Here is a 21,486-nt window from a genome sequence, read left to right on the forward strand (position 1 = left end):
AGGGGCCGGCGTCAGGGGCCGGCGTCAGAGGCCTAGCCGGCGAGTGCGACGTCCGCGCCCTTCACCGAGATCTCCAGGCCGCTTTCGGTGACCTCGATCTTCTGGAGCTTCAGACCGTTCGGCAGGCCGCCGATCTTGCGCTCGAAGTCCGTCTTCTGCCGGACCAGGTCCTCCAGGCCGGGGATGCCCTCGCCCGGGACCTCGTCCGCGTGCACGCGGATGGTGTCGCCGTCGACCAGCGTGACGGTGGAGAGCACGCTGCGCGAGAGGGTGCGGCCGAGGACGCTGATCTCGCCGGTGACCTTCACCTTGCCGTTGCCGCCGTAGGCGACGGTGACGTCCTTGTCGGCCGCCTCGGTGAGGTCGTCGTACGAGACGACGGCCGTACCCGTGGCCCGGGCGGCCGTCGCGCTGGTGTAGCCCTCGCCCAGGGTCACCTGGTGCAGCTGGGCCCTGATCTCACTGATCCGGAGCGTGCGGCCTGCGGCGTTCGCCTGGATGCCGGTCAGCTTGACGTCGACCTGGTCGAGCTCCGATCCGGCCACCTGGGTCAGGAACGGGAAGCCGTTGATCGAGACCTCCGTCGAGCCCGCTTCCGCACCGCTGAGCCGCACCCGGCCCTCGGCCTCGGACTCGGCGAAATACACCGCGGCGCGGTCGACGGCGACGAAGACGCCGCCCAGAACCACCGCGATGATCAGCAGTATCCGCAGTGCACGCATGCCTGTTCCTCCCCCACCCGAGCGCTCGGATCCCCCGGTGCGCGTGAGCCTACTGCGACTGCGCAGTACGCCCGTGGTGATCGACGAACAGGACCACCACCCGGTTCCCCCGGCCGCGGCGAACGGCCGGAAAGCGACGAACGACACGTAGGGGCGTGGGGACTTGGGCGGCGGGGAGACATCAGGCGATCGCGCGGCCGATCAGATAGACGGCGGGGGCCGCGGCGGTCAGCGGCAGTGCCACCCCGGCCGTCATGTGCACGAACCGCGACGGGTAGTCGTAGCTCGCCACCCGCAGCCCGATCAGCGCGCACCCACCCGCGGCGAGTCCGAGAAACGCCGCCTTGGAGCCGAAGTCGGTGAACCCGCCCATCGCGACACCCGCACCGGCGGCCGCGAGCAGTGCCACGACGACCGAAGCGGCGCCCGGCAGCGGAAGCGCCCTGGCGAGCACGGCGGCGGCCACGGCGACACCGCCCACGGTCACCGCGTCCGGAATCGCTGCCAGATGTCCGGCCGCGAGGACGGTGAGCGCCGCCGACACGACGGTGGCCATCAGCCCGTACATCCGCTCGTCGGCGCCCGCGTGGCTGCGCAGTTGGAGGACCAGGGTGAGCAGCACCCAGACGCCGAGCGTGCCGAGGAGCGCCGCCGCGGCGTTCTCACGGCCCGCGGCGAGCAGAGCGACATCGGCGGCGAAGCCGCCCATGAAGGCGAGCGCGATGCCCTGCCGGGCGGGCCACATGCCGTTGAGCCTGAACCATCCGGCGGCCATGACCGCCTGGAGCAGGACGAGCGGCACGAGCAGGGCGTACGGCCCCATCGCCGCACCGAGCGCGAGCAGCAGACCGAGGCCCGCGGTGATACCGGCCGGCTGCATACCCGGCGCGATGACCGGCGAGCGGCCCTCGGCGCGGGCGCGCTGGGCATCGGTGATCCGGGCGTTGCCCACGGTGGTGGGCGAGCTGTAGGTGGCGGCTTCCGGCGCTCCGGGGGTGTCGTCCTGCACCGCGGCCGAGGCGACCGGGGCAGCAGGGGCGACAGGTGCCTCGGGAGGCAGGGGGTACGAACCCGACTGCGCCTGATACGTCTGCGACTGCTGCGGCTGCACGGTCGGCTGGTACTGGGTGTCCCAGGTCTGCCCCTGCCACGTCTGCGTCGCGCCCTGGTCGGACGGACCGTGGTCCTCGGGCGACGCGGGCCGCTGCGCCTGCGCCTGCGCCTGGTGCGTCGGCCAGGCCGACTGCGGGTCGTACGGGGCGGGGTCACCGTACGGCTGCTGGGGCTGCGCCTGAGCCGGGTCGGCGTACGGGTCGGCGTAGGACTGACCCGCGTACGGGTCGGCGGGCGGCTGCGCACCGGGGTCCCCGTCCCCGTACGCGTACTGCTGACTGTTCGGATACTGCTGATCGCTGCTGCTCATGGTCTGCGGTTCACCCTCCTGCGAACGGCGGGAGCACCTCGACCGTGCCGCCCTCGGCAAGCCGTACGGTCTCATGGCCACGGGTTCCGACGGGGTCACCGTCGATGAGGAACGAACACCTTTGCAGTACGCGGGTCAGCTCGCCCGGGTGCCGTTCGCGCACCGCTTCGAGCGCCTCGGCGAGCGTCGCCGCTGCGTACGGTTCCTCCGCGATCCCCGCGGCGGCCTTGGCCGCGGCCCAGTAGCGGATCGTTCCCGCTGCCATGGCTCCACCCTTTCGTCGTGCGTCAGTTGTCCATCATCGGTCACCGCGCGGCCGTCCAGTCGGCGATGCGCGTGAGCAAGCTCTCGTCTGCCGCGTTCTCCGCGTGCCCCATGCCCCGTTCCAGCCACAGTTCGGCGCCGCCCCCTGCGGCCTCGGCCAGCATCCGGGGGTGGTCCAGCGGGAAGTACGGGTCCTGGTCGCCGTGCACGATCAGCAGCGGGGCCGGGGCGATCAGCGGGACCGCGGCGACCGGGGAGAGCGGCACCGGGTCCCAGTCCCTGCGGTCGATCCGGGTGCCGAAACCGTAGCGGCCGACGAGCCGGCCCGCCGGGCGGGTGACCACCCAGTGCAGGCGGCGCATCGGAGCAGTACCCCGGTAGTACCAGCGTGCGGGGGCGCTTACGGAGACCACCGCGTCCGCGTGCGCCGCGGTGCGCGCTTCAATGCGCCCCTTGTGCGCTGCAATGCCTCCGACACCGATATCCGAAGGCGCCCCGAGCGGTTCCTGATGCACGGCCGACGGCTTCGTATACAGCGCGGCATGTCTCAGCACCACGGAACCGCCCATGGAAAACCCGACGGTGACGACCCGCTCGTGCCCCAGTGAACGCGCCCACGCCACCGCGGCCGCCAGATCCTGGACCTCGCGGTCCCCGACTGTCGACACCCCGCCGGACCTCCCGTGTCCCCGGAAGGAGAACGTGATCACGGCCGCACGCTGCGCGAACGCCCGCGCGGCCCGGCGCACCGCGGGGCGGTCGGCCGAGCCCGTGAAGCCGTGCGCGACGACGATCGCCGTCCCGGCACCCATCCCCTCGGCAGCGGCCCCGGCACCCGCCGTACACGGTACGTACACCGCCTCGATCCGGGTCCCGTCATCGGTGCGCAACGCGGTGCGCAGAGGAGCCCGCGTGATCAAGCGAACAGAAGAACTCGGAAACCGACCCTCGGAGACAGAACACATGTGGGTTATTCTGCTTCGAAGAGGACTCGGGCAATGCAGCCCCCGGGTCCTTTTGTGCTTTCCACGCGTTGTTACGGAGACGTTTCAACAAGCTCAGCGGCCTCAGGGCGCGGGGCCGTACCAGTAAATCCCGTATGACGAACGGCGCAGGCCCTACGTCATACGGCCGTACGAAGCAGTGCCGCACTACTCCCCCGGGTCCGACCCGGGAGTGCCCCTCTCGCAGGGAACGAGGAGGACTGACGTAATGGGCGAGCGAACCGTGCACGATCGACCGACGACCCAGGCAGGTGGGCGGCGATGAGTTCACTGCTGCTTCTGACCAATGCGCTCCAACCGTCGACGGAGGTGCTTCCCGCCCTCGGCCTACTGCTCCACAGCGTGCGGGTCGCCCCCGCCGAAGGACCCGCTCTCGTCGACACCCCGGGTGCCGACGTCATTCTGATCGACGGCCGCCGCGACCTTCCGCAGGTGCGCTCGCTCTGCCAGCTGCTGCGGTCCACCGGACCCGGCTGTCCGCTGATCCTCGTCGTCACGGAGGGCGGCCTCGCGGCCGTCACCGCCGACTGGGGCATCGACGACGTGCTGCTGGACACCGCGGGCCCGGCCGAGGTCGAGGCACGGCTGCGGCTGGCAACCGGCCGTCAGCAGATCGTGTCCGACGATTCCCCGATGGAGATCCGTAATGGTGATCTTTCGGTGGACGAGGCGACGTACAGCGCGAAACTGAAGGGACGGGTCCTCGACCTGACCTTCAAGGAATTCGAACTGCTCAAGTACCTCGCACAGCACCCGGGCCGGGTCTTCACCCGCGCCCAGCTGCTCCAGGAGGTCTGGGGATACGACTACTTCGGCGGTACACGGACGGTCGACGTCCACGTCCGGCGGCTGCGCGCCAAGCTCGGCCCCGAGCACGAGTCGCTGATCGGTACGGTCCGCAACGTCGGCTACCGCTTCGTCGCACCGGAGAAGGTGGAGCGTGCCGCGGCGGAGGAGGCCAAGGCTCAGGTGTCGACGAGGACCACCCCGGAACCCGTAACCCGTTCGGAGCAGCCGGAGGAGTCCGACGTCACGGAAGAAGCCCCGGTCCGGCCTGCCGCGAGGTAGGTCCATCCGCGTAGACTGCCGCGCGTGGCCAAGGTGACGCGGGACGATGTGGCGAGACTGGCGGGGACGTCGACCGCGGTCGTCAGTTACGTCATCAACAACGGACCCAGGCCGGTTGCCCCGGCCACGCGCGAGCGGGTACTCGCCGCGATCAAGGAGCTGGCCTACCGGCCCGACCGGGTCGCCCAGGCGATGGCCTCGCGGCGGACCGACCTCATAGGCATGATCGTGCCGGACGCCCGGCAGCCGTTCTTCGCGGAGATGGCGCACGCGGTCGAACAGGCCGCCGCCGAACGAGGGAAAATGGTCCTCGTCGGCAACTCCGACTACCGGGACGAGCGCGAGGTCCACTACCTGCGCGCGTTCCTCGGTATGCGGGTCTCCGGTCTGATCCTGGTCAGCCAGGGCCCCAGCGAGCGTGCCGCCGCCGAGATCGAGGCGTGGGACGCCCGTGTGGTGCTGCTGCACGAGCGGCCCGAGGCGATCGACGACGTCGCGGTCGTCACGGACGACGTGGGCGGCGCCCAGCTCGCCACCCGTCACCTGCTGGAACACGGCAACGCGTACGTGGCGTGCCTCGGCGGCACGGAGCAGACCCCCTCGGTCGGCGACCCGGTCGCGGACCACGTCGAGGGCTGGCGCCGGGCGATGCACGAGTCCGGGCGGTCCACGGAGGGCCGGCTCTTCCAGGCCCCGTACAACCGTTACGACGCCTACCAGGCTGCCCTTCAGCTGCTGGCGGGTCCCGACAGGCCCCCGGCGATCTTCTGCTCCACGGACGACCAGGCCATCGGTGTGCTGCGGGCGGCACGCGAGCTGCGTATCGACGTGCCGGGTGAGCTGGCGGTCGCGGGCTTCGACGACGTGAAGGAGGCCGCGCTCACCGACCCTCCGCTGACGACGATCTCCTCCGACCGTCCGGCGATGGCGCGGGCGGCCGTGGACCTGGTCCTCGACGACTCGCTGCGGGTGGCGGGCTCGCGCCGCGAGCGGCTGAAGCAGTTCCCCTCGGCGCTGGTGGTCCGGCGGTCGTGCGGCTGCGGGGAGCCGACGGTCCCGGCTCCGTAGCCTTCAGGCATCCCGCCGCCCCGTCCTTATATGGGGCATACAGGGTTCTGCCGGGCTTCTCAGGGCACCCTCAGCCTCCTCTCATATTCGCCGGACACGCTCGTGTACATGACTGAGAGCCACCGCCCGAGCGGCGAGTACGCGATGTATCCGACGTATCCCTCGTCCGGAAACGGCGCAGCGGCCTACCCGCCGCCGCCGCCGTACGAGCCCGCGCAGCCGATCGCCGCGGGTCCCGGCACCACGGTGTGGCCCGGCGGCGGTGGCGCCGACGCCGGTGGTCCCGGTGGCTACCCGCCGCCGCAGCCCGCGCCCGAGCCGTCGAAGCCCGCACGCCGTGCCAAGCGCCCGTTCGCGCTGCTGGCGGCCGTGGCGATCGCGGCGTCGGTGGTCGGCGGTGGCACCGCGACCCTCATCGGACAGTTCACCGACGGCGGCACGAACGGTTCCGGCTCCGGCGGCGTCGTGCAGGGCACGACCGTCTCGCAGAGCAGCGCCGGCACCGTCTCCGGTGTCGCGGCGGCCGTGTCGCCCGCGATCGTCGAGATCGGCGCGACGTCGACGGCGGGCCAGTCCACCGGCTCCGGTGTGGTCATCACGTCCGACGGCGAGATCATCACCAACAACCACGTCATCACCGGCGCCTCCGAGATCGAGGTCACGCTCAGCACCGGCAAGAAGTACACCGCCGATGTCGTCGGCACCGACGCCGACAAGGACCTCGCGCTCATCAAGCTCCAGGGTGCGAGCGGACTGAAGACGGCCTCGCTCGGCGACTCCTCAGGGGTGAAGGTCGGCGACCAGGTCGTGGCGATCGGCTCGCCCGAGGGCCTGACCGGCACCGTCACCAGCGGCATCGTCTCGGCCCTCGACCGCGACGTCACGGTCGCGAAGTCCTCCGAGGACTCGGCGGGCTCGGACCGGAGCCAGCAGCAACAGGGCGGCAGCGACTGGCCGTTCGAGTTCGGCGGCCAGCAGTTCAACGGCGACACGGGTACGTCGAAGACGACGTACAAGGCGATCCAGACCGACGCCTCGCTCAACCCCGGCAACTCCGGCGGTGCGCTGATCAACATGAACGGCGAGATCATCGGCATCAACTCCGCGATGTACTCCCCGAGTTCGGCGAGCTCTGCGGGCAGTTCCGCCGCGGGCAGCGTGGGCCTCGGCTTCGCCATCCCCGTCGACACCGTCAAGGCCGACCTGGACGCCCTGCGGGCGGGCAACGACTCCTGACCGAAGTAACACCGCAGCACCCCGCACCGACAGGCCGAGGAGGCCGCCATGACAGACAGCTCAGACAGCTCAGACACCCCCACCGGCCCGGCCGACCTGGCCCTGCCCCTCAGGCTCGCCACCGCCATGGCCGCCCGGAAGGCCCCCGGGCGCGCCCACGAGATCAGCGCCACCTCGGACCCCACCGGCCGCAAGCGTCGCGCCGCACGCCGTCGCGCCATGGCCGTGCGAGGCTGACAGCACCCCGATGAGGCCGGAACGAGAAGAGGACGACCAGCGATGAGCCCCGCCGAAGACGATCCGCAGCGCATCCTGATCGTCGACGACGAGCCCGCCGTGCGCGAGGCCCTGCAGCGCAGTCTCGCGTTCGAGGGATACGGCACCGAGGTCGCCGTCGACGGGTACGACGCCCTCGCCAAGGCGGAGTCGTACGCCCCCGACCTGATCGTCCTGGACATCCAGATGCCGCGCATGGACGGCCTCACCGCCGCCCGCCGCATCCGGTCCACCGGCACCACCACGCCCATCCTGATGCTCACCGCCCGCGACACCGTCGGGGACCGGGTCACCGGCCTCGACGCGGGCGCCGACGACTACCTGGTCAAGCCCTTCGAGCTGGACGAGCTGTTCGCCCGCATCCGCGCCCTGCTGCGCCGCAGCTCGTACGCGGCGGCGGCGGGCGGCGACGTCCCCGACAACGACGTGCTGTCCTTCGCCGACCTGCGGATGGATCTGATCACCCGCGAGGTCACCCGCGGCACCCGCCGCGTCGAGCTGACCCGCACCGAGTTCACGCTCCTGGAGATGTTCCTGGCTCACCCGCGGCAGGTACTGACCCGCGAGCAGATCCTCAAGGCGGTCTGGGGCTTCGACTTCGAACCGAGCTCCAACTCCCTGGACGTGTACGTGATGTACCTGCGCCGCAAGACGGAAGCGGGCGGCGAACCCCGTCTCGTCCACACGGTCCGGGGCGTGGGGTACGCGCTGCGGTCGGGGGGTGGGGAGGGGTGACGGGTCTCGTACGCCGGTTCCGCGGCCTCCCGCTCCGCTCCCGCCTGGCCCTGCTGGTCGCCACGGCGGTGGCGGTGGCGGTCGCCGCGGTGGCGGCGGCCTGCTGGTTCGTGACGAAGGCGCAGCTGGAACGGCAGCTCAACGACTCGCTGCGCAGCTCCAAGGTCGCCCAGACGTACCTGACCGACCTGTACGCGTACTGCAAGGGCGCCACCCTGATTCCGCCCCCGCCGTTCCCCGGCGCGTACACCGTGCAGCTCATCGACTCCCAGGGCACGGTGTGCATCGCTCCCAAGACGTCGAAACTGCCGGTGGGCGATTCCGACATCGCGGTGGCCCAGGGACAGCAGCGCGACGCCCTGCACTCGTCGACCGCGGCGAACGGCGAGCAGATGCGCGTCTACACCTACCAACTACAGCCCTCGCAGCCCGGCGAGCGGACCAGCCAGATCGCCGTCTCCATCGCCCGCCCGATCAGCGAGATCGACGACCCGCTCTCCACCCTGGCCTGGGTCCTCCTGCTCGTCTCCGGCATCGGCGTAGTCGGTGCAGGCGCCGCCGGCCTCTGGGTCGCCCGCTCCGGTCTGCGCCCGGTCGACGAGCTCACCGAGGCCGTGGAGCACGTCGCCCGTACCGAGGACCTCACCGTCCGCATCCCCATCGAGGGCGAGGACGAGATCGCACGCCTGTCCCGCTCCTTCAACTCCATGGCCGCCTCGCTGGCCACCTCCCGCGACCGCCAGTCGCAGCTCATCGCGGACGCAGGCCACGAACTGCGCACCCCGCTGACCTCTCTGCGGACCAACGTCGAACTGCTCGCCCGCAGCGACGAGACCGGCCGGGCCATCCCGCCCGACGACCGCCGGGCCCTGATGACCTCGGTCAAGGCGCAGATGACCGAGCTGGCCTCCCTCATCGGTGACCTCCAGGAACTGGCCCGCCCCGATGCCGCCCAGCCCGGCCCCCTCCAGGTGGTCGCGCTGCACGACATCACCCGTACCGCCCTGCAACGGGCCCGCCTGCGCGGACCCGAGCTGACGATCACGGAGGAGCTGGCCCCCTGGTACGTACGGGCGGAACCGGCCGCGCTGGAGCGGGCGGTCGTCAACGTCCTCGACAACGCGGTGAAGTTCAGCCCTCCGGGCGGCACCGTCGACGTCACCCTGCACCGGGGCGAGCTGACCGTCCGGGACCACGGCCCCGGCATCCCCGCCGAAGAGCTCCCGCACGTCTTCGAGCGCTTCTGGCGCTCCCCTTCGGCCCGCCAGCTCCCCGGCTCCGGCCTCGGCCTCTCCATCGTGGCGCGCACGGTCCAGCAGGCGGGCGGCGAGATCACGCTGCGCCCGGCTCCCGGCGGCGGGGGCACGGTGGCCTCGATCCGCCTGCCGGGGGCCCCGCAGCCGCCGCCGGGGTTGTGAGCACTGCCGGAGGTGCACGCCCCCTGGGGGCGGAGGGAGGGCCCGCGGGAGCCCACAGATGCTCGGATCCGGAGGATCAACTCCAGCGGGAGATGTGGCGCAATACCGCACAGCAGGCGCGCGATCTCGTCCGGCCGTGCCGGCCGGGCGCGCGTCTCAGCCCGACGGGTTGTGCCGGATCAGCGACTCGACGAGGCCCGAGCGGGTCGCCGGATAGTCCAGCGGGACGATGCCGAGACCGGTCCAGCCCGCCGTCCCCGACCCGTCGAGGAAGGAGTGCACCTGCGGGTTGAGCCGGTCCGCGTTCCAGCGGGGCGGCATCAGGGCGGAGGTGCTCACGTAGTTCATGAAGAGCTTGCCGGGCTGCTGGGCCGCCTTGCGGAACTGGGCCTCGATCTGCGGGTACTTCGCGAACGGCTCCGCCATGTAGTCGTCCTGGATGTCGAAGACCGCCGGGTCGGCGTACCGGACGCCGGGCAGCCCTCCGTTGTCCGCGAGGAGCACCACCTTGCCGCGGGCCCCGCCCAGCGTGGGCAGCGTGGAGTCCAGCCGGAACAGCGACCGCCAGCCCTTGGCGTCGAGGTACCGGTCGAAGACGCCCCGGAACGCGGCGTCGCTCTCCTGCGAGTACTCCTGCTTGACCCGCATCAGCACCGTCTCGGAGGGCCGTGCGGCCAGGAAGTCCCGGCAGGCGATCAGGACGTCACCGAACATCATGTTCTGGAAAGCGGCTCCGTGATGGATCGCGAACGAGTCGCCGGTGATCCGGCAGCGTACGTCGAGGAAGCGGATGCCGCTGTCCAACTGCTGCGTGATCGTGGTGTTCTGGCACTCAGCCCACGGTCCGCCGTACCGCGCCCCGGAATCGTGCGAGCCCGGGATGGTGAGCCGCTGGAGCGCAGTGGCGTCGGGGATGGCACCCATCCAGTCCTGCGTACCGAGGACTCGGCGGGAGGCCCCGGTGGCCGGCGCACCACCGATGACGACGGTGGCGGTGGCGGCGAGGGCGCCGGTGAGGAAGCTCCGGCGGGTGGCGGTGTACGGGCTCATGAGGGGCGTCTCCGTCTGCCGTGGGGTCAGGCTGGGAGTATGACGGGTACACCTCAATACCGGAACAGGACCGACGGGCTCTCCACCCCGCCCACCCGCCCCCACCGGATCGATCGCACGCCGCCCGGCGGAATGGAGCAGGCGACGGCGCTCCTCCTCGTGGGCGAGCACATCGGCCGGCAGCACTCTGCGCCGGCGGCCGGGACGCGAGAAGGAGATGCCTCCCTCACCCAGGAGGCAAGAGCGGGGCGGCGGGCCCGTCGGCCCTCCGCCCCGCTCACCTGCACGTATCGCTGATTACTTGATGACCGTGATCCGGTCCGTGGCCGGCGGGGCCAGCGGCGCGGCGGCCGTGGAGTGCGCCGCCAGATAGGCGTTGAACAGGTCAAGGTCGGAGGCGCCGACCAGCTTGTTCGTGCCCTGGCCGAGTGCCGCGAAGCCGTCACCGCCGCCCGCGAGGAACTCGTTCATCGCGACGCGGTAGGAGGCGGCCGGGTCGATGGCCGCGCCGTTCAGCTTGATGCTGTCGGCGACCACGCGCTCCGCGCCCGACTTCGTCATGTCCAGGGTGTACGTGAGGCCCTTGGAGACCTGGAGGATCTTCGGGGATGCCTCGTTGGAGCCGCTGACCTGCTGCTGGAGCGCGGTGACCAGCTGCGCACCGGTCAGGTCGACGACGTTCATCATGTTGGTGAACGGCTGGACGGTGAACGCCTCGCCGTACGTCACCACGCCGTCGCCCTCACTGCCGGACGCGGTGTGGACGAGGTCGGAGCGGATACCGCCCGGGTTCATGAAGGCGACCTGCGCACCGCCCTTGTCCGCCGGGGCCAGGCCCTCCAGCTGGGCGTCCGCGATCAGGTTGCCGAGCGGCTTCTCGGGGGCGGTGGAGCCGCGCCCGTTGATGTCGGCGGAGATGAAGCCCTGCGGCCGGTTGGCGATCGGCGCCGCGAGGGTGTTCCAGCGGGCGATCAGGGCCGTCATGTCGGTGGCCTTGGCCTGGTCCCGGCGGACGACGTGATTCGCCGACGTCACCGACTTCACCGACGTACGGACGATGTCCTTGGTGCGGCGGTCGTACGTGAGGGTCGTGTCCGTGTAGATCTTGCCGTACGACGAGGCCGAGGTGACCATGCGCGGCTTGCCCGACGGGTCCGGGACGGTGCAGACGTACGCCTGGTGGGTGTGGCCCGTGACCAGGGCGTCGACCTTCGGCGTGATGCCCTTGGCGATGTCGACGATCGGCCCGGAGATGCCGTCACCGGCGCCGGGGCTGTCGCAGTCGTAGTTGTACGCGGTGGAGGCCGGGGCGCCGCCCTCGTGGATCAGCGCGACGATGGACTTGACGCCCTGGCGGTCCAGCTCCTTGGCGTACTTGTTGACCGTCTCGATCTCGTCGTGGAACTTCAGGCCCTTGACGCCGTTGGCCGTGACGATGTTCGGGGTGCCCTCCAGGGTCACTCCGATGAAGCCGATCTTGACGCCGTTCTTCTTCCAGACCGTGTACGGCTTGAGGATCGGCTTGCCGGTCTTCTCGTTCGTCACGTTGGCCGCGAGGTACGGGAAGTCGGCGCCCTCGAAGGTCTTGCCGGGCTCGTAGCAGCCCTCGACCGGGTGGCAGCCGCCGTTCTGGAGGCGGCCCAGCTCGGTGGCGCCCTCGTCGAACTCGTGGTTGCCGACCGCCGTCACATCGAGGTCGAGCCCGTTGAGCGCCTCGATGGTGGGCTCGTCGTGGAAGAGACCGGACAGCAGCGGGCTCGCGCCGACCATGTCGCCGCCGGCCGCGGTGACGGAGTACGGGTTGCCCTCGCGCGCGGTGCGCAGCGAGGTCGCCAGGTACTCCACGCCACCGGCCGGGACGGCCTTCGTCGTGCCGTCGGCCTGCTTCTCGGTGACCGAGCCGGCCGAACCGGCGGGCGGCTCCAGGTTGCCGTGCAGGTCGTTGAAGGACAGCAGCTGCACGTCGACGGTGCGCCCGGACGCGTGGCGGTCGGCGCCGCGGTCATCGGCACCGGCCGGAATCGCGGCGACGAGTGCGCCGACGGTGGCAAGACCGGCCGCGGCGGCGAGCACCCGCCGGGACGCCCGGTTCTTCTGCGAAGTCGTCTTCTGCGAAGGCGCTGACATCGGTCCCCTTTGAGTTCAGCGGGAGAGTTTGGGAGATGTGGAAAAGGTGAAGACTTCCGGACGCAGCCTAGGGTCAACGCGCGTAGCGCGACAGGGTTTTCGGGTTACGACCGGGTTGCTTCCCGGTCGGTACGGGGACTGCCTACCGCACATCCCTCCTTTGGCGCACAGAGCCGGGCAGAAACGTCACGGCATACAGATGCCCCACCAGCCGGTACGTCCCGGGCGACGCCCGGGCACGTGCCGACCCGCGCCGCACCCCCGCCTCCGCCACCCCGCCCGCCGTACGCTCGTACACATGACGACAGACGTACCCCTCCCCTCCCCCGGACGCGAGATTCAGACCCTCGACGCGCTCACCCCCGACCAGTCCGACGCGGTCCTCGGCCTGCTCGACGAGGCCACCCGGACCGACGGCAGGCAGGCGGTCTCCGAGCAGGGGCGTCTGCAGCTCAGGGGCGGGCACCGCGAAGGCGTACGGCACTTCCTGCTCATCGTCGACGGCGTCCTCGCCGGGTACGCGCAGCTGGAGGACACCGACCCCGTCGAGGCGCCGGCCGCCGAGCTCGTCGTGCACCCCTCCCACCGCGGCCACGGACACGGGCGCGCGCTCGGCGCCGCACTCCTCGCCTCGACGGGTAAGCGGCTGCGGGTCTGGGCGCACGGCGGCAAGTCCGCCGCCCGGCATCTGGCCCAGGTACTCGGCCTCTCCCTCTTCCGCGAACTGCGCCAGCTCCGGCGCCCCTTGGCCGGGTCCGCCGTCCCCGAGCCGGTGCTGCCGCCGGGCGTCACCATCCGTACGTTCGTCCCCGGCGAGGACGACGCGGCCTGGCTCGACGTCAACCGTGCCGCCTTCGCCCACCACCCCGAGCAGGGCTCACTGACCCAGCGGGACCTGGACGACCGCAAGGCCGAGCCCTGGTTCGACCCGAAGGGCTTCTTCCTCGCCGAACGCGACGGCGAGCTCATCGGCTTCCACTGGACGAAAGTGCACGCCGAGGAGCAGATCGGCGAGGTGTACGTGGTCGGCATCCGCCCCGACGCGCAGGGCGGCGGCCTCGGCAAGGCGCTGACCGCGATCGGCCTGCGCCACCTGGCGGCCCAGGCCCTGCCGACGGCGATGCTGTACGTCGACGCGGACAACGCGTCCGCCCTGAAGGTGTACGAGCGAATGGGCTTCGTGACGCACGAGGTGGACCTGATGTACCGCACGGAGTCCTGAGCTGCGACAACTCCCCCGGGGGCGGCGCCTCTTGACGCCGCCCCTTCTTTACGCCACCCTTTCACTACTCAATTAGTGAAAGGGTGGTGAACATGGCAGAGTCCGCAGCGGTCGAGTTCCGCATCGACCGGCGCAGCGGCATCGCCACGTACCTCCAGATCGTCCAGCAGACCAAACAGGCCCTGCGCCTGGGCGTGCTGGAACCGGGCGACCGGCTGCCCACCGCACGCGAGGTCGTCGAGGCCACGGCCATCAATCCCAACACCGTGCTCAAGGCCTACCGCGAACTGGAGCGCGAGGGCCTCGTCGAGGCACGCCGCGGGCTCGGCACCTTCGTCCGGCGCACGCTCGGCAGCGCGGCGACCGCCACCGACGCGCCGCTGCGCTCCGAGCTCGCCGACTGGGTCCTCCGGGCCCGCACCGCAGGACTGGAGAAGGACGACGTGAGTGCGCTCTTCACCGCCGTACTGGACAGCACGTTCAAGGGGGACAAGGACCAATGACAGGCTCCGCGATCGAGGCGTACGGCCTCGGTATGAAGTACGGCCGCGGGGCGGGCGGGTGGGCGCTGCGCGACTGTTCGTTCCGGCTGCCCGCCGGACGGGTCTGCGCCCTCGTCGGACCCAACGGCGCGGGGAAGTCCACCCTGCTCGCGCTGACGGCCGGCCTGCTCCGGCCGACCGAGGGATCGGTCCGGGTCCTCGGCTCCGGCACACCGGGCGGCACGCGTGACCGCATCGCGTACGTGTCCCAGGACAAGCCCCTGTACCCGCAGCTCACCGTGGCCGACACGCTCTGGGCGGGCCAGGAGCTCAACCCGGCGAGCTGGGACCGGGCCACGGCCGACCGGGTCGCCTCGTCCCTCCCGCAGGACGCGAAGGTCCGTACGCTCTCCGGCGGCCAGCGCACCCGGCTCGCCCTCGCACTGGCGCTGGGCAAGCGGCCGGCGCTGATGCTGCTGGACGAGCCGATGGCCGACCTCGACCCGCTCGCCCGCCACCAGCTGATGGGCGTCCTGATGGCGGAGGCCGCCGAGCACGCCACCACCATCGTGATGTCCTCGCACATCCTCACCGAACTGGAGGGCGTCTGCGACTACGTCCTGCTGGTCGACGGCGGACGCGTCCGGCTCGGCGGCGAGACCGACGACATCGTCGCCGCGCACGCCGTCCTGACCGGACAGACCCGGGACCTCGCCCCGCACACGGTCGTCGAGTCCCGCACGACGGGCCGTCAGCTCACCGCACTCGTACGGAAGGAGGGTCCCGTGGACGCCACCGCCTGGGACGTCACCGAACCCTCGCTGGAGGAACTGCTCCTCGCCCACCTCCGCTCGCCGGACGCCCCGGCACTCCTCACACCGAGCGCGCACCACGAGACCCGAGAGGCGGTGGCGTCCGCATGAGGACCCTCATCCCGAGCGGGCCCGCCCGCGTCGTCGTACGCCAGCACCGGCGAGCCCTGCAGGCCGTGAGCCTTCTCCCGGTGCTGGTGATCGCCGCCCTGGTCGGTGTCCTGCTGTGGACCGGTCATATCGCTGACACCTTCGACGCGACGGACTGCTCGACCGAGAAGCGGGTGCCGGGGTGCGACCAGACGGTCCGCGACTTCATCGACAATCAGATGTGGCTCCAAAACGCCCTGGCCTGGGCCGGGGGCCTGACGATCGTCCTGCCCGCGCTCGTAGGGGCCTTCGTGGCCGGCCCGCTGATCGCCCGTGAGCTGGAGAGCGGCACCTACAAACTGGCGTGGACCCAGTCCGTTTCGCCCGCGCGCTGGCTGGCCGCCAAACTCGCCGTGCCCGCCGTGCTGACGCTGGCCGCCACCTCCGTGCTGACCGCCGCCTACGCGTGGTTCCGGTGGCAGCAGGAGGGCAGCTATTACGGGGAGACCCCCTGGTACGACCGCTTCGTGTACGGCGCGTTCGGCACCGTACCCGTTGCATACGCCCTGCTCGGGCTCGCTCTCGGCGCACTCGCCGGGCTGCTGGTGCGACGCACCGTCGTCGCCATGTCGGTGACCGTGCTCGCCACGGGCCTGGTGGTCCTGGCCCTGAGCACCGTACGCAGCAGTCTCTGGCCCGTCCGTACGCAGAGCGTCGCCCTCAAGGAGTTCAACGGGTTCCCCAACGACGCCCTCGTCGTCGAAAACGGCTGGCTGACCACCAGCGGGACACGGCTGCCACCCGACCTCTGCTGGGACCCGGCCAACGACCTCAAGGAGTGCCTGGCCGACCACGACGTCACGTCCCGGTACATCGACTACCACCCCGTGTCGCACTTCTGGCCGCTCCAGCTCGTCGAGACCGGCATCCTGCTCGCCCTCGCCGCGATCGCCGTCGCGCTCGCCTTCCGGGTGCTGCGCCGCCTGCACAGCTGATCCGGGCCGCCCGCCCGTCCCTGTCCGGACTCCGAGGGGGGAGCCCGGGCGGGGCGGGGCGTACGGTGGCCCGGCGGCGCCCCGCCGGGCCCGCACACCGCAGCCTGCATGTCATGTCGCCGTTACCGGCCATTCAGACGCGCTTGCGACCCTCACGGGATGCAGCCAGCTGTGCCCGCCCCCCGCAACGGCAGACCTCGTGGGTCCGCCGGGCCTTCCGCGATCTTTCCCGGCTCCGACGCGCCGCAGGAGCCGTCCACGCGGAACAATAGGTCCATGAGCCAGCAGCCCAGCTCCGAGGTCCCGGTCCAGCCCATCCAGCCGTCGGTCGGCTCACTCGCCGCGCACCGGCCCCGCGCCGTCGCCGACTCGACGTCCAACGGCGTCGGTTTCTCCACCGCCGCCGATCTGGACCCCGATCTCGACGCCGACGCGGACGCGTACGAACCCGACCGCGACGGCGACGAACTGCCCCAGGGGCGCTTCCTGGACCGGGAACGCAGCTGGCTCGCGTTCAACGAACGCGTCCTCGAACTGGCCGAGGACCCGGCGACGCCCCTCCTCGAGCGGGCTAATTTCCTCGCGATCTTCGCGTCGAACCTGGACGAGTTCTTCATGGTCCGCGTCGCCGGTCTGAAGCGCCGTATCGCCACCGGGGTCGCCACCCGCTCCGCGTCCGGGCTCCAGCCGCGCGAGGTCCTCGATCTCATCTGGACCCGCTCCCGCGAACTCATGGCCCGGCACGCCGCCTGCTACCAGCAGGACATCGCGCCCGCCCTGTCCGACGAGGGCATCCAGCTGATCCGCTGGCCCGAGCTGACCGAGAAGGAGCAGGCCCGCCTGTTCACCTTCTTCCGGCAGCGCGTCTTCCCTGTACTGACCCCGCTGGCCGTCGACCCGGCGCACCCCTTCCCGTACATCTCGGGACTCTCGCTCAACCTCGCCGTCGTCGTACGCAACCCGGTCAGCGGCCACCGGCACTTCGCCCGGGTGAAGGTGCCGCCGCTGCTGACCCGCTTCCTGGAGGCGTCGCCACAGCGGTACGTCCCCATCGAGGACGTCATCGCGGCCCACCTCGAAGAGCTCTTCCCCGGCATGGAGGTCCTCGCCCACCACATGTTCCGGGTCACCAGGAACGAGGACCTGGAGGTCGAGGAGGACGACACCGAGAATCTGCTCCAGGCCCTGGAGAAGGAGCTCATGCGGCGCCGCTTCGGCCCGCCCGTCCGGCTGGAGGTCGAGGAGTCCATCGACCCGTACGTCCTGGACCTGCTGGTACGCGAGCTGAAGATCTCCGAGACCGAGCTCTACCCGCTGCCCGGACCGCTCGACCTCACCGGCCTCTTCGGTATCGCGTCGCTGGACCGGCCCGAGCTGAAGTACCCCAAGTTCATCGCGGGCACCCACCGGGACCTGGCCGAGGTCGAGTCCGCGTCCGCGCCCGACATCTTCGCCGCGCTGCGCGAACGGGACGTCCTGCTGCACCACCCCTACGACTCGTTCTCCACCTCCGTCCAGGCGTTCCTGGAGCAGGCGGCGGGCGACCCGGACGTCCTGGCGATCAAGCAGACGCTGTACCGCACCTCCGGCGACTCCCCGATAGTGGACGCCCTGATCGACGCCGCCGAGTCCGGCAAGCAGGTCCTCGTCCTCGTCGAGATCAAGGCCCGCTTCGACGAACAGGCCAACATCAAGTGGGCCCGCAAGCTGGAAGAGGCCGGCTGCCATGTCGTCTACGGCCTCGTCGGCCTGAAGACCCACTGCAAGCTGTCGCTCGTCGTCCGCGAGGAGGGCGACACCCTGCGCCGCTACTCGCACGTCGGCACCGGCAACTACCACCCCAAGACCGCCCGGCTGTACGAGGACCTCGGCCTGCTCACCGCCGACCCGCAGGTCGGCGCGGACCTCTCGGACCTCTTCAACCGGCTCTCCGGCTACTCGCGCCGCGAGACGTACCGACGGCTGCTGGTCGCCCCGAAGTCCCTGCGCGACGGGCTGGTCTCCCGCATCAACAAGGAGACCGCCCACCACCGGGCCGGCCGCCCCGCCTACGTCCGCTTCAAGGTCAACTCCATGGTCGACGAAGCGATCATCGACGCCTGCTACCGGGCCGCGCAGGCGGGCGTCCCCGTGGACATCTGGGTACGCGGCATCTGCGCGATACGCCCCGGCGTCACCGGCCTCTCCGAGAACATCCGGGTCCGCTCGATACTGGGCCGCTTCCTGGAACACTCCCGGGTCTTCTCCTTCGGCAACGGAGGCGAGCCCGAGGTCTGGTTCGGCAGCGCCGACATGATGCACCGCAACCTCGACCGCCGGATCGAAGCACTGGTCCGGGTCACCGACCCCGCCCACCGCGCGGCCCTCAGCCGGCTCCTGGAAACAGGCATGGCCGACACCACGTCCTCCTGGCACCTCGGTCCCGACGGGAACTGGACCCGGCACGCCACGGACGGGGACGGTCAGCCGCTGCGGCACGTACAAGAGATGCTCATTGACGCCCGGAGGCGCCGGCGTGCGACGCCCTGATTATCAGACGACGACGCGGGAGACCGCGGAATTCTCCGCAGGAGGGGTCCTCGGACCGTACCTCCAGGACCAGGCCGGAGACTTCCTGCGCAGCCTGCGGCTGCACCGCGAGCACAGCGCGCCGACCGACGGCGGCAGCCGCGGCGCGGAGGAGGCGGCCGGTGCGCTGCGCCGCTCGGCGCGCCGGATCGGCGGCTCCCTGCATACGTTCCGGGGGCTGCTCGACGCGAACTGGGCCGACCAGCTCCGTGCGGAGCTGGCCTGGCTCTCCGGCACGCTGGCCCGCGAACACGCGTACGCCACACGGCTGACCCGGCTGCTGGAGGCGCTGCACGGGCTGTCGGGCACCACGCTGCCGACTGCCCGCACTTCCGCCCCTGACCCCGATGCCACCGCCGACAAGGAACGCGCCGCGCTCGGCGTCGGTGCGGCGCGGGCCGGGGCGCTCCTGGAGCGGCAGCTGACCCTCTCCCGGACGCGCGCCCACTCAGCGGCGCTCCAGGCGCTCGGCTCCTCCCGCTTCCACGCTGTCGCCGACGCCGTCGCGCTGCTCGCCTCCGACGTCCCGCTGGCCGCCTCGGCCGCGGCTCCGGCCGCCGAGACGCTGTACGGCCCGGCGGAACGCGCCGAGAAGCGGCTGCTCGGCGCGGTGGCGGCCCTGCCGCCCGACGAGACGGTGGAGCCGTACAACGAGGCGCAGGACGCGCCCTGGCACCAGGCCCGTCTGCTGCTGCGCCTGCACCGGTACGCCGACGAGGTGGTGAGGGGCACGCCCGATCCGGTCCTGGCGGGTGCGGGGAAGGCGCTCGATCTGCACCGGGACGCTGCGGAGGCGGCCTCGGCCGCTGCGGCGGCGGCCCGGACACCGCGGATCGCCCCGGCGACGGCGTACGCCCTCGGGGTGCTCCACGCCGACCAGCGGCACGAGGTGGAGGCGGCGCGCAGTGTGTTCCGGGAGACCTGGCCGTACGCGGCGGCCGTGACGGGACCATGAGCGCGCCGGCCGGCCCCGTACTGGCGGCCGGCTGCGTGCTGTGGCGCCTCTCGCCGTACGACGGGGGGCTGGAGATCTGCCTGGTGCACCGGCCCCGGTACGACGACTGGTCGTTTCCCAAGGGCAAGCTGAAGCGCGGCGAGCCGGCGCTGGCGGGCGCGCTGCGCGAGGTCCTGGAGGAGACCGGCCACCACTGCACGCCGGGGGTCCGGCTGCCCACGTCCCGGTACGAGGTGAACGGCCGGCCGAAGGAGGTCGCGTACTGGGCGGCGGAGGCGACGGGCGGCTCCTTCGCCCCGAACGACGAGGTCGACCGCCTGCTCTGGCTCCCCCCGTCGTCAGCCCGAACCCGCCTGACCCGCCCCCGAGACCACGCCCAGCTGGACGCCCTCCTGGCCGTGCTGCGGTCCGCCTGACCGGTGGTGGGTCAGGCGGGGCCCGGTGACACTACAAAAACCGGCCCGTCCGGCGTTCGAGGACGGAGTCCTCGCCAAGGATCTGGGCGCCAGAACCAGCCTGTCCGACACGGTTCACCTTCCGTTCACCCTGCCCCGTAGGCCGCTTCACCTGTTCTGCCTAATTTCGGACGTACACGGTGCGCGGCGCCAAGCCACAGCACCTTTCCTCATCGCACGCCGTCGTAGAACGAAAGAACCACGGCGGCTCCTGGAAGGAACACCCGAAAGTGAAGCTTCAGCGCAAGAACCGGCTTCGTGCCACCGCGCTCGGTGCCCTCGCCGTCTCCGGCGCCCTGGTCCTCACGGCGTGCGGTTCGGACGACAACACCAGCGGCAACACCGGCGGTACCGGTGGGAAGACCAGCGCCGCCTCGAACATCAAGTGCGACGGCGCCAAGGGTCAGCTCCTCGCCTCCGGCTCCAGCGCGCAGAAGAACGCCATGGACCTGTGGATCAAGAACTACATGGCCGCCTGTTCCGGCGTGGAGATCAACTACAAGTCCTCCTCCTCCGGCGAAGGCATCATCGCCTTCAACCAGGGCACCGTCGCCTTCGCCGGCTCCGACTCGGCACTGAAGCCCGAAGAGGTCGCCGAGTCGAAGAAGATCTGCAAGACCGGCCAGGGCATCAACCTCCCGATGGTCGGCGGCCCCATCGCCGTCGGTTTCCACCTGGAGGGTGTCGACAGCCTCACGCTGGACGCTTCCACGCTCGCCAAGATCTTCGACAACAAGATCAAGAAGTGGAACGACCCGGCGATCGCCAAGCTCAACGAGGGCGCCAAGCTGCCGGCCAAGGCCATCCAGGCCTTCCACCGCTCCGAGGACTCCGGCACCACCCAGAACCTCGGCAAGTACCTCGGTGCCGCGGCGCCGAGTGACTGGAAGTACGAGGCCGAGAAGAAGTGGCCGGCCCCCGGTGGCCAGGCCGCATCCGGCTCCGCCGGTGTCGCCGCCCAGGTGAAGCAGGTCGACGGCTCGATCGGTTACTTCGAGCTCTCGTACGCCTCCTCGCAGTCCATCACCACCGTGGACATCAACACCGGCGGCGCCGCCCCGGTGAAGGCCACCTCGGAGAACGCGTCCAAGGCCATCGCCGCCGCCAAGATCAAGGGCACCGGCAAGGACCTGGCGCTCGACCTGGACTACACCACCAAGGCCGAGGGTGCGTACCCGCTGGTCCTGGTGACGTACGAGGTCGCCTGCGACACCGGCAACAAGTCCGACACCCTCTCCACGGTCAAGTCGTTCCTGACCTACACCGCCTCCGACGAGGGCCAGAAGGTCCTGACCGAGGCCGGCTACGCGCCGATCCCGACCGAGATCAACGCCAAGGTCCGCGAGACCGTCGCCGGTCTCTCGTAACACTCGGCAACACCCGGCAACACCTGGCGGGCCGGTCCGGCGCACCCCTCCGGACCGGCCCGCCGCCCGCCCGACAGAACCCAACCCGTGCACCGCCGCCCCGGGGGCCACGGGCTCCCCCACCAAAACCCGCAACACCAAGGCGTCCA

The 21,486-nt window shown here is 71.1% G+C and carries 20 protein-coding genes; 14 read left to right on the plus strand and 6 right to left on the minus strand.

Annotated elements, in window-relative coordinates:
* Positions 1–32 precede the first annotated feature (32 nt).
* The 4 genes from ACFT7S_RS30330 to ACFT7S_RS30345 all read right to left on the minus strand — a co-directional run bounded on the left by ACFT7S_RS30330 (position 33) and on the right by ACFT7S_RS30345 (position 3,374).
* Positions 33–722 carry a DUF2993 domain-containing protein gene (locus tag ACFT7S_RS30330; RefSeq protein WP_382737343.1) on the minus strand — a complete coding sequence of 230 codons (690 nt, stop codon included), beginning with the start codon at positions 720–722 and terminating at the stop codon, positions 33–35.
* Positions 723–903: 181 nt separating this feature from the next.
* Positions 904–2,145, minus strand: a complete 1,242-nt coding sequence (locus ACFT7S_RS30335; protein WP_382737344.1) for a hypothetical protein — start codon at positions 2,143–2,145, stop codon at positions 904–906.
* 10 nt (positions 2,146–2,155) lie between these two features.
* A complete protein-coding gene (locus tag ACFT7S_RS30340) occupies positions 2,156–2,410 on the minus strand; it encodes a MoaD/ThiS family protein (protein ID WP_382737345.1) in 255 nt (84 codons plus the stop codon).
* 40 nt (positions 2,411–2,450) lie between these two features.
* Positions 2,451–3,374, minus strand: coding sequence for an alpha/beta hydrolase (locus ACFT7S_RS30345; RefSeq protein WP_382737346.1), 924 nt, complete (start codon positions 3,372–3,374; stop codon positions 2,451–2,453).
* Between the two features lie 300 nt (positions 3,375–3,674).
* Here ACFT7S_RS30345 and ACFT7S_RS30350 point away from each other — a divergent pair, with 300 nt between their 5' ends.
* The 6 genes from ACFT7S_RS30350 to ACFT7S_RS30375 all read left to right on the plus strand — a co-directional run bounded on the left by ACFT7S_RS30350 (position 3,675) and on the right by ACFT7S_RS30375 (position 9,214).
* Positions 3,675–4,481, plus strand: coding sequence for a response regulator transcription factor (locus tag ACFT7S_RS30350; protein ID WP_382737347.1), 807 nt, complete (start codon positions 3,675–3,677; stop codon positions 4,479–4,481).
* A gap of 24 nt (positions 4,482–4,505) precedes the next feature.
* Positions 4,506–5,549 (plus strand): LacI family DNA-binding transcriptional regulator, encoded by a 1,044-nt coding sequence (locus tag ACFT7S_RS30355; RefSeq protein WP_382737348.1) that lies wholly within the window; start codon positions 4,506–4,508, stop codon positions 5,547–5,549.
* A 108-nt stretch (positions 5,550–5,657) separates the two neighbouring features.
* Positions 5,658–6,785, plus strand: a complete 1,128-nt coding sequence (locus tag ACFT7S_RS30360) for a S1C family serine protease (RefSeq protein ID WP_382737349.1) — start codon at positions 5,658–5,660, stop codon at positions 6,783–6,785.
* A gap of 48 nt (positions 6,786–6,833) precedes the next feature.
* Positions 6,834–7,022, plus strand: a complete 189-nt coding sequence (locus tag ACFT7S_RS30365; RefSeq protein WP_382737350.1) for a hypothetical protein — start codon at positions 6,834–6,836, stop codon at positions 7,020–7,022.
* A 42-nt stretch (positions 7,023–7,064) separates the two neighbouring features.
* Complete coding sequence (locus ACFT7S_RS30370) at positions 7,065–7,796, plus strand: response regulator transcription factor (protein WP_382737351.1); 732 nt, start codon at positions 7,065–7,067, stop codon at positions 7,794–7,796.
* Positions 7,793–9,214 (plus strand): sensor histidine kinase, encoded by a 1,422-nt coding sequence (locus tag ACFT7S_RS30375; protein WP_382737352.1) that lies wholly within the window; start codon positions 7,793–7,795, stop codon positions 9,212–9,214. Before ACFT7S_RS30370 ends, ACFT7S_RS30375 begins: the two co-directional genes overlap by 4 nt.
* Positions 9,215–9,370: 156 nt before the next feature.
* Here the strand turns inward: ACFT7S_RS30375 and ACFT7S_RS30380 are convergent, their stop codons facing one another.
* Together ACFT7S_RS30380 and ACFT7S_RS30385 are read right to left on the minus strand one after the other, a co-directional pair.
* Complete coding sequence (locus ACFT7S_RS30380; protein ID WP_382737353.1) at positions 9,371–10,264, minus strand: phosphatidylinositol-specific phospholipase C; 894 nt, start codon at positions 10,262–10,264, stop codon at positions 9,371–9,373.
* A 297-nt stretch (positions 10,265–10,561) separates the two neighbouring features.
* Positions 10,562–12,391 (minus strand): bifunctional metallophosphatase/5'-nucleotidase, encoded by a 1,830-nt coding sequence (locus tag ACFT7S_RS30385; protein WP_382737354.1) that lies wholly within the window; start codon positions 12,389–12,391, stop codon positions 10,562–10,564.
* A gap of 298 nt (positions 12,392–12,689) precedes the next feature.
* On the opposite strand from ACFT7S_RS30385, the gene mshD reads away from it, so the two are divergent.
* The 8 genes from mshD to pstS all read left to right on the plus strand — a co-directional run bounded on the left by mshD (position 12,690) and on the right by pstS (position 21,337).
* The gene (gene mshD, locus ACFT7S_RS30390; protein WP_382737355.1) at positions 12,690–13,613 is read left to right on the plus strand and encodes a mycothiol synthase; all 924 of its coding nucleotides are present in this window, start codon (positions 12,690–12,692) and stop codon (positions 13,611–13,613) included.
* Positions 13,614–13,705: 92 nt separating this feature from the next.
* On the plus strand, positions 13,706–14,116 hold the full coding sequence (locus ACFT7S_RS30395; protein WP_382737356.1) for a GntR family transcriptional regulator: 411 nt from the start codon (positions 13,706–13,708) through the stop codon (positions 14,114–14,116).
* Positions 14,113–15,018: an ATP-binding cassette domain-containing protein gene (locus ACFT7S_RS30400; protein WP_382737357.1), complete on the plus strand. Its 906-nt coding sequence runs from the start codon at positions 14,113–14,115 to the stop codon at positions 15,016–15,018. Before ACFT7S_RS30395 ends, ACFT7S_RS30400 begins: the two co-directional genes overlap by 4 nt.
* On the plus strand, positions 15,015–15,992 hold the full coding sequence (locus tag ACFT7S_RS30405; protein WP_382737358.1) for a hypothetical protein: 978 nt from the start codon (positions 15,015–15,017) through the stop codon (positions 15,990–15,992). Before ACFT7S_RS30400 ends, ACFT7S_RS30405 begins: the two co-directional genes overlap by 4 nt.
* A 276-nt stretch (positions 15,993–16,268) precedes the next feature.
* Positions 16,269–18,521: an RNA degradosome polyphosphate kinase gene (locus ACFT7S_RS30410; RefSeq protein ID WP_382737359.1), complete on the plus strand. Its 2,253-nt coding sequence runs from the start codon at positions 16,269–16,271 to the stop codon at positions 18,519–18,521.
* Positions 18,508–19,515 (plus strand): CHAD domain-containing protein, encoded by a 1,008-nt coding sequence (locus ACFT7S_RS30415; RefSeq protein WP_382737360.1) that lies wholly within the window; start codon positions 18,508–18,510, stop codon positions 19,513–19,515. The genes ACFT7S_RS30410 and ACFT7S_RS30415 overlap by 14 nt, the downstream gene beginning before the upstream one ends.
* The gene (locus ACFT7S_RS30420; RefSeq protein WP_382737361.1) at positions 19,512–19,931 is read left to right on the plus strand and encodes an NUDIX hydrolase; all 420 of its coding nucleotides are present in this window, start codon (positions 19,512–19,514) and stop codon (positions 19,929–19,931) included. Before ACFT7S_RS30415 ends, ACFT7S_RS30420 begins: the two co-directional genes overlap by 4 nt.
* A gap of 269 nt (positions 19,932–20,200) precedes the next feature.
* Entirely contained in the window at positions 20,201–21,337 is a 1,137-nt protein-coding gene (gene pstS / locus ACFT7S_RS30425; RefSeq protein WP_382737362.1) for a phosphate ABC transporter substrate-binding protein PstS, read from the plus strand.
* Positions 21,338–21,486 lie beyond the last annotated feature (149 nt).

This window comes from Streptomyces sp. NPDC057136, from assembly GCF_042670885.1.
Classification (GTDB): domain Bacteria; phylum Actinomycetota; class Actinomycetes; order Streptomycetales; family Streptomycetaceae; genus Streptomyces.

Bases quoted from the DNA above. Each gene is read 5' to 3' on its own strand.
- ACFT7S_RS30405 (WP_382737358.1), top strand. From the start codon at position 15,015: ATGAGGACCCTCATCCCGAGCGGGCCCGCCCGCGTCGTCGTACGCCAG.
- ACFT7S_RS30360 (WP_382737349.1), top strand. From the start codon at position 5,658: ATGACTGAGAGCCACCGCCCGAGCGGCGAGTACGCGATGTATCCGACG.
- ACFT7S_RS30410 (WP_382737359.1), top strand. From the start codon at position 16,269: ATGAGCCAGCAGCCCAGCTCCGAGGTCCCGGTCCAGCCCATCCAGCCG.
- ACFT7S_RS30395 (WP_382737356.1), top strand. From the start codon at position 13,706: ATGGCAGAGTCCGCAGCGGTCGAGTTCCGCATCGACCGGCGCAGCGGC.
- ACFT7S_RS30365 (WP_382737350.1), top strand. From the start codon at position 6,834: ATGACAGACAGCTCAGACAGCTCAGACACCCCCACCGGCCCGGCCGAC.
- ACFT7S_RS30340 (WP_382737345.1), bottom strand. From the start codon at position 2,410: ATGGCAGCGGGAACGATCCGCTACTGGGCCGCGGCCAAGGCCGCCGCG.
- ACFT7S_RS30370 (WP_382737351.1), top strand. From the start codon at position 7,065: ATGAGCCCCGCCGAAGACGATCCGCAGCGCATCCTGATCGTCGACGAC.
- ACFT7S_RS30345 (WP_382737346.1), bottom strand. From the start codon at position 3,374: ATGTGTTCTGTCTCCGAGGGTCGGTTTCCGAGTTCTTCTGTTCGCTTG.
- ACFT7S_RS30380 (WP_382737353.1), bottom strand. From the start codon at position 10,264: ATGAGCCCGTACACCGCCACCCGCCGGAGCTTCCTCACCGGCGCCCTC.
- ACFT7S_RS30350 (WP_382737347.1), top strand. From the start codon at position 3,675: ATGAGTTCACTGCTGCTTCTGACCAATGCGCTCCAACCGTCGACGGAG.
- ACFT7S_RS30385 (WP_382737354.1), bottom strand. From the start codon at position 12,391: ATGTCAGCGCCTTCGCAGAAGACGACTTCGCAGAAGAACCGGGCGTCC.
- ACFT7S_RS30420 (WP_382737361.1), top strand. From the start codon at position 19,512: ATGAGCGCGCCGGCCGGCCCCGTACTGGCGGCCGGCTGCGTGCTGTGG.
- ACFT7S_RS30330 (WP_382737343.1), bottom strand. From the start codon at position 722: ATGCGTGCACTGCGGATACTGCTGATCATCGCGGTGGTTCTGGGCGGC.
- mshD (WP_382737355.1), top strand. From the start codon at position 12,690: ATGACGACAGACGTACCCCTCCCCTCCCCCGGACGCGAGATTCAGACC.
- ACFT7S_RS30335 (WP_382737344.1), bottom strand. From the start codon at position 2,145: ATGAGCAGCAGCGATCAGCAGTATCCGAACAGTCAGCAGTACGCGTAC.
- ACFT7S_RS30400 (WP_382737357.1), top strand. From the start codon at position 14,113: ATGACAGGCTCCGCGATCGAGGCGTACGGCCTCGGTATGAAGTACGGC.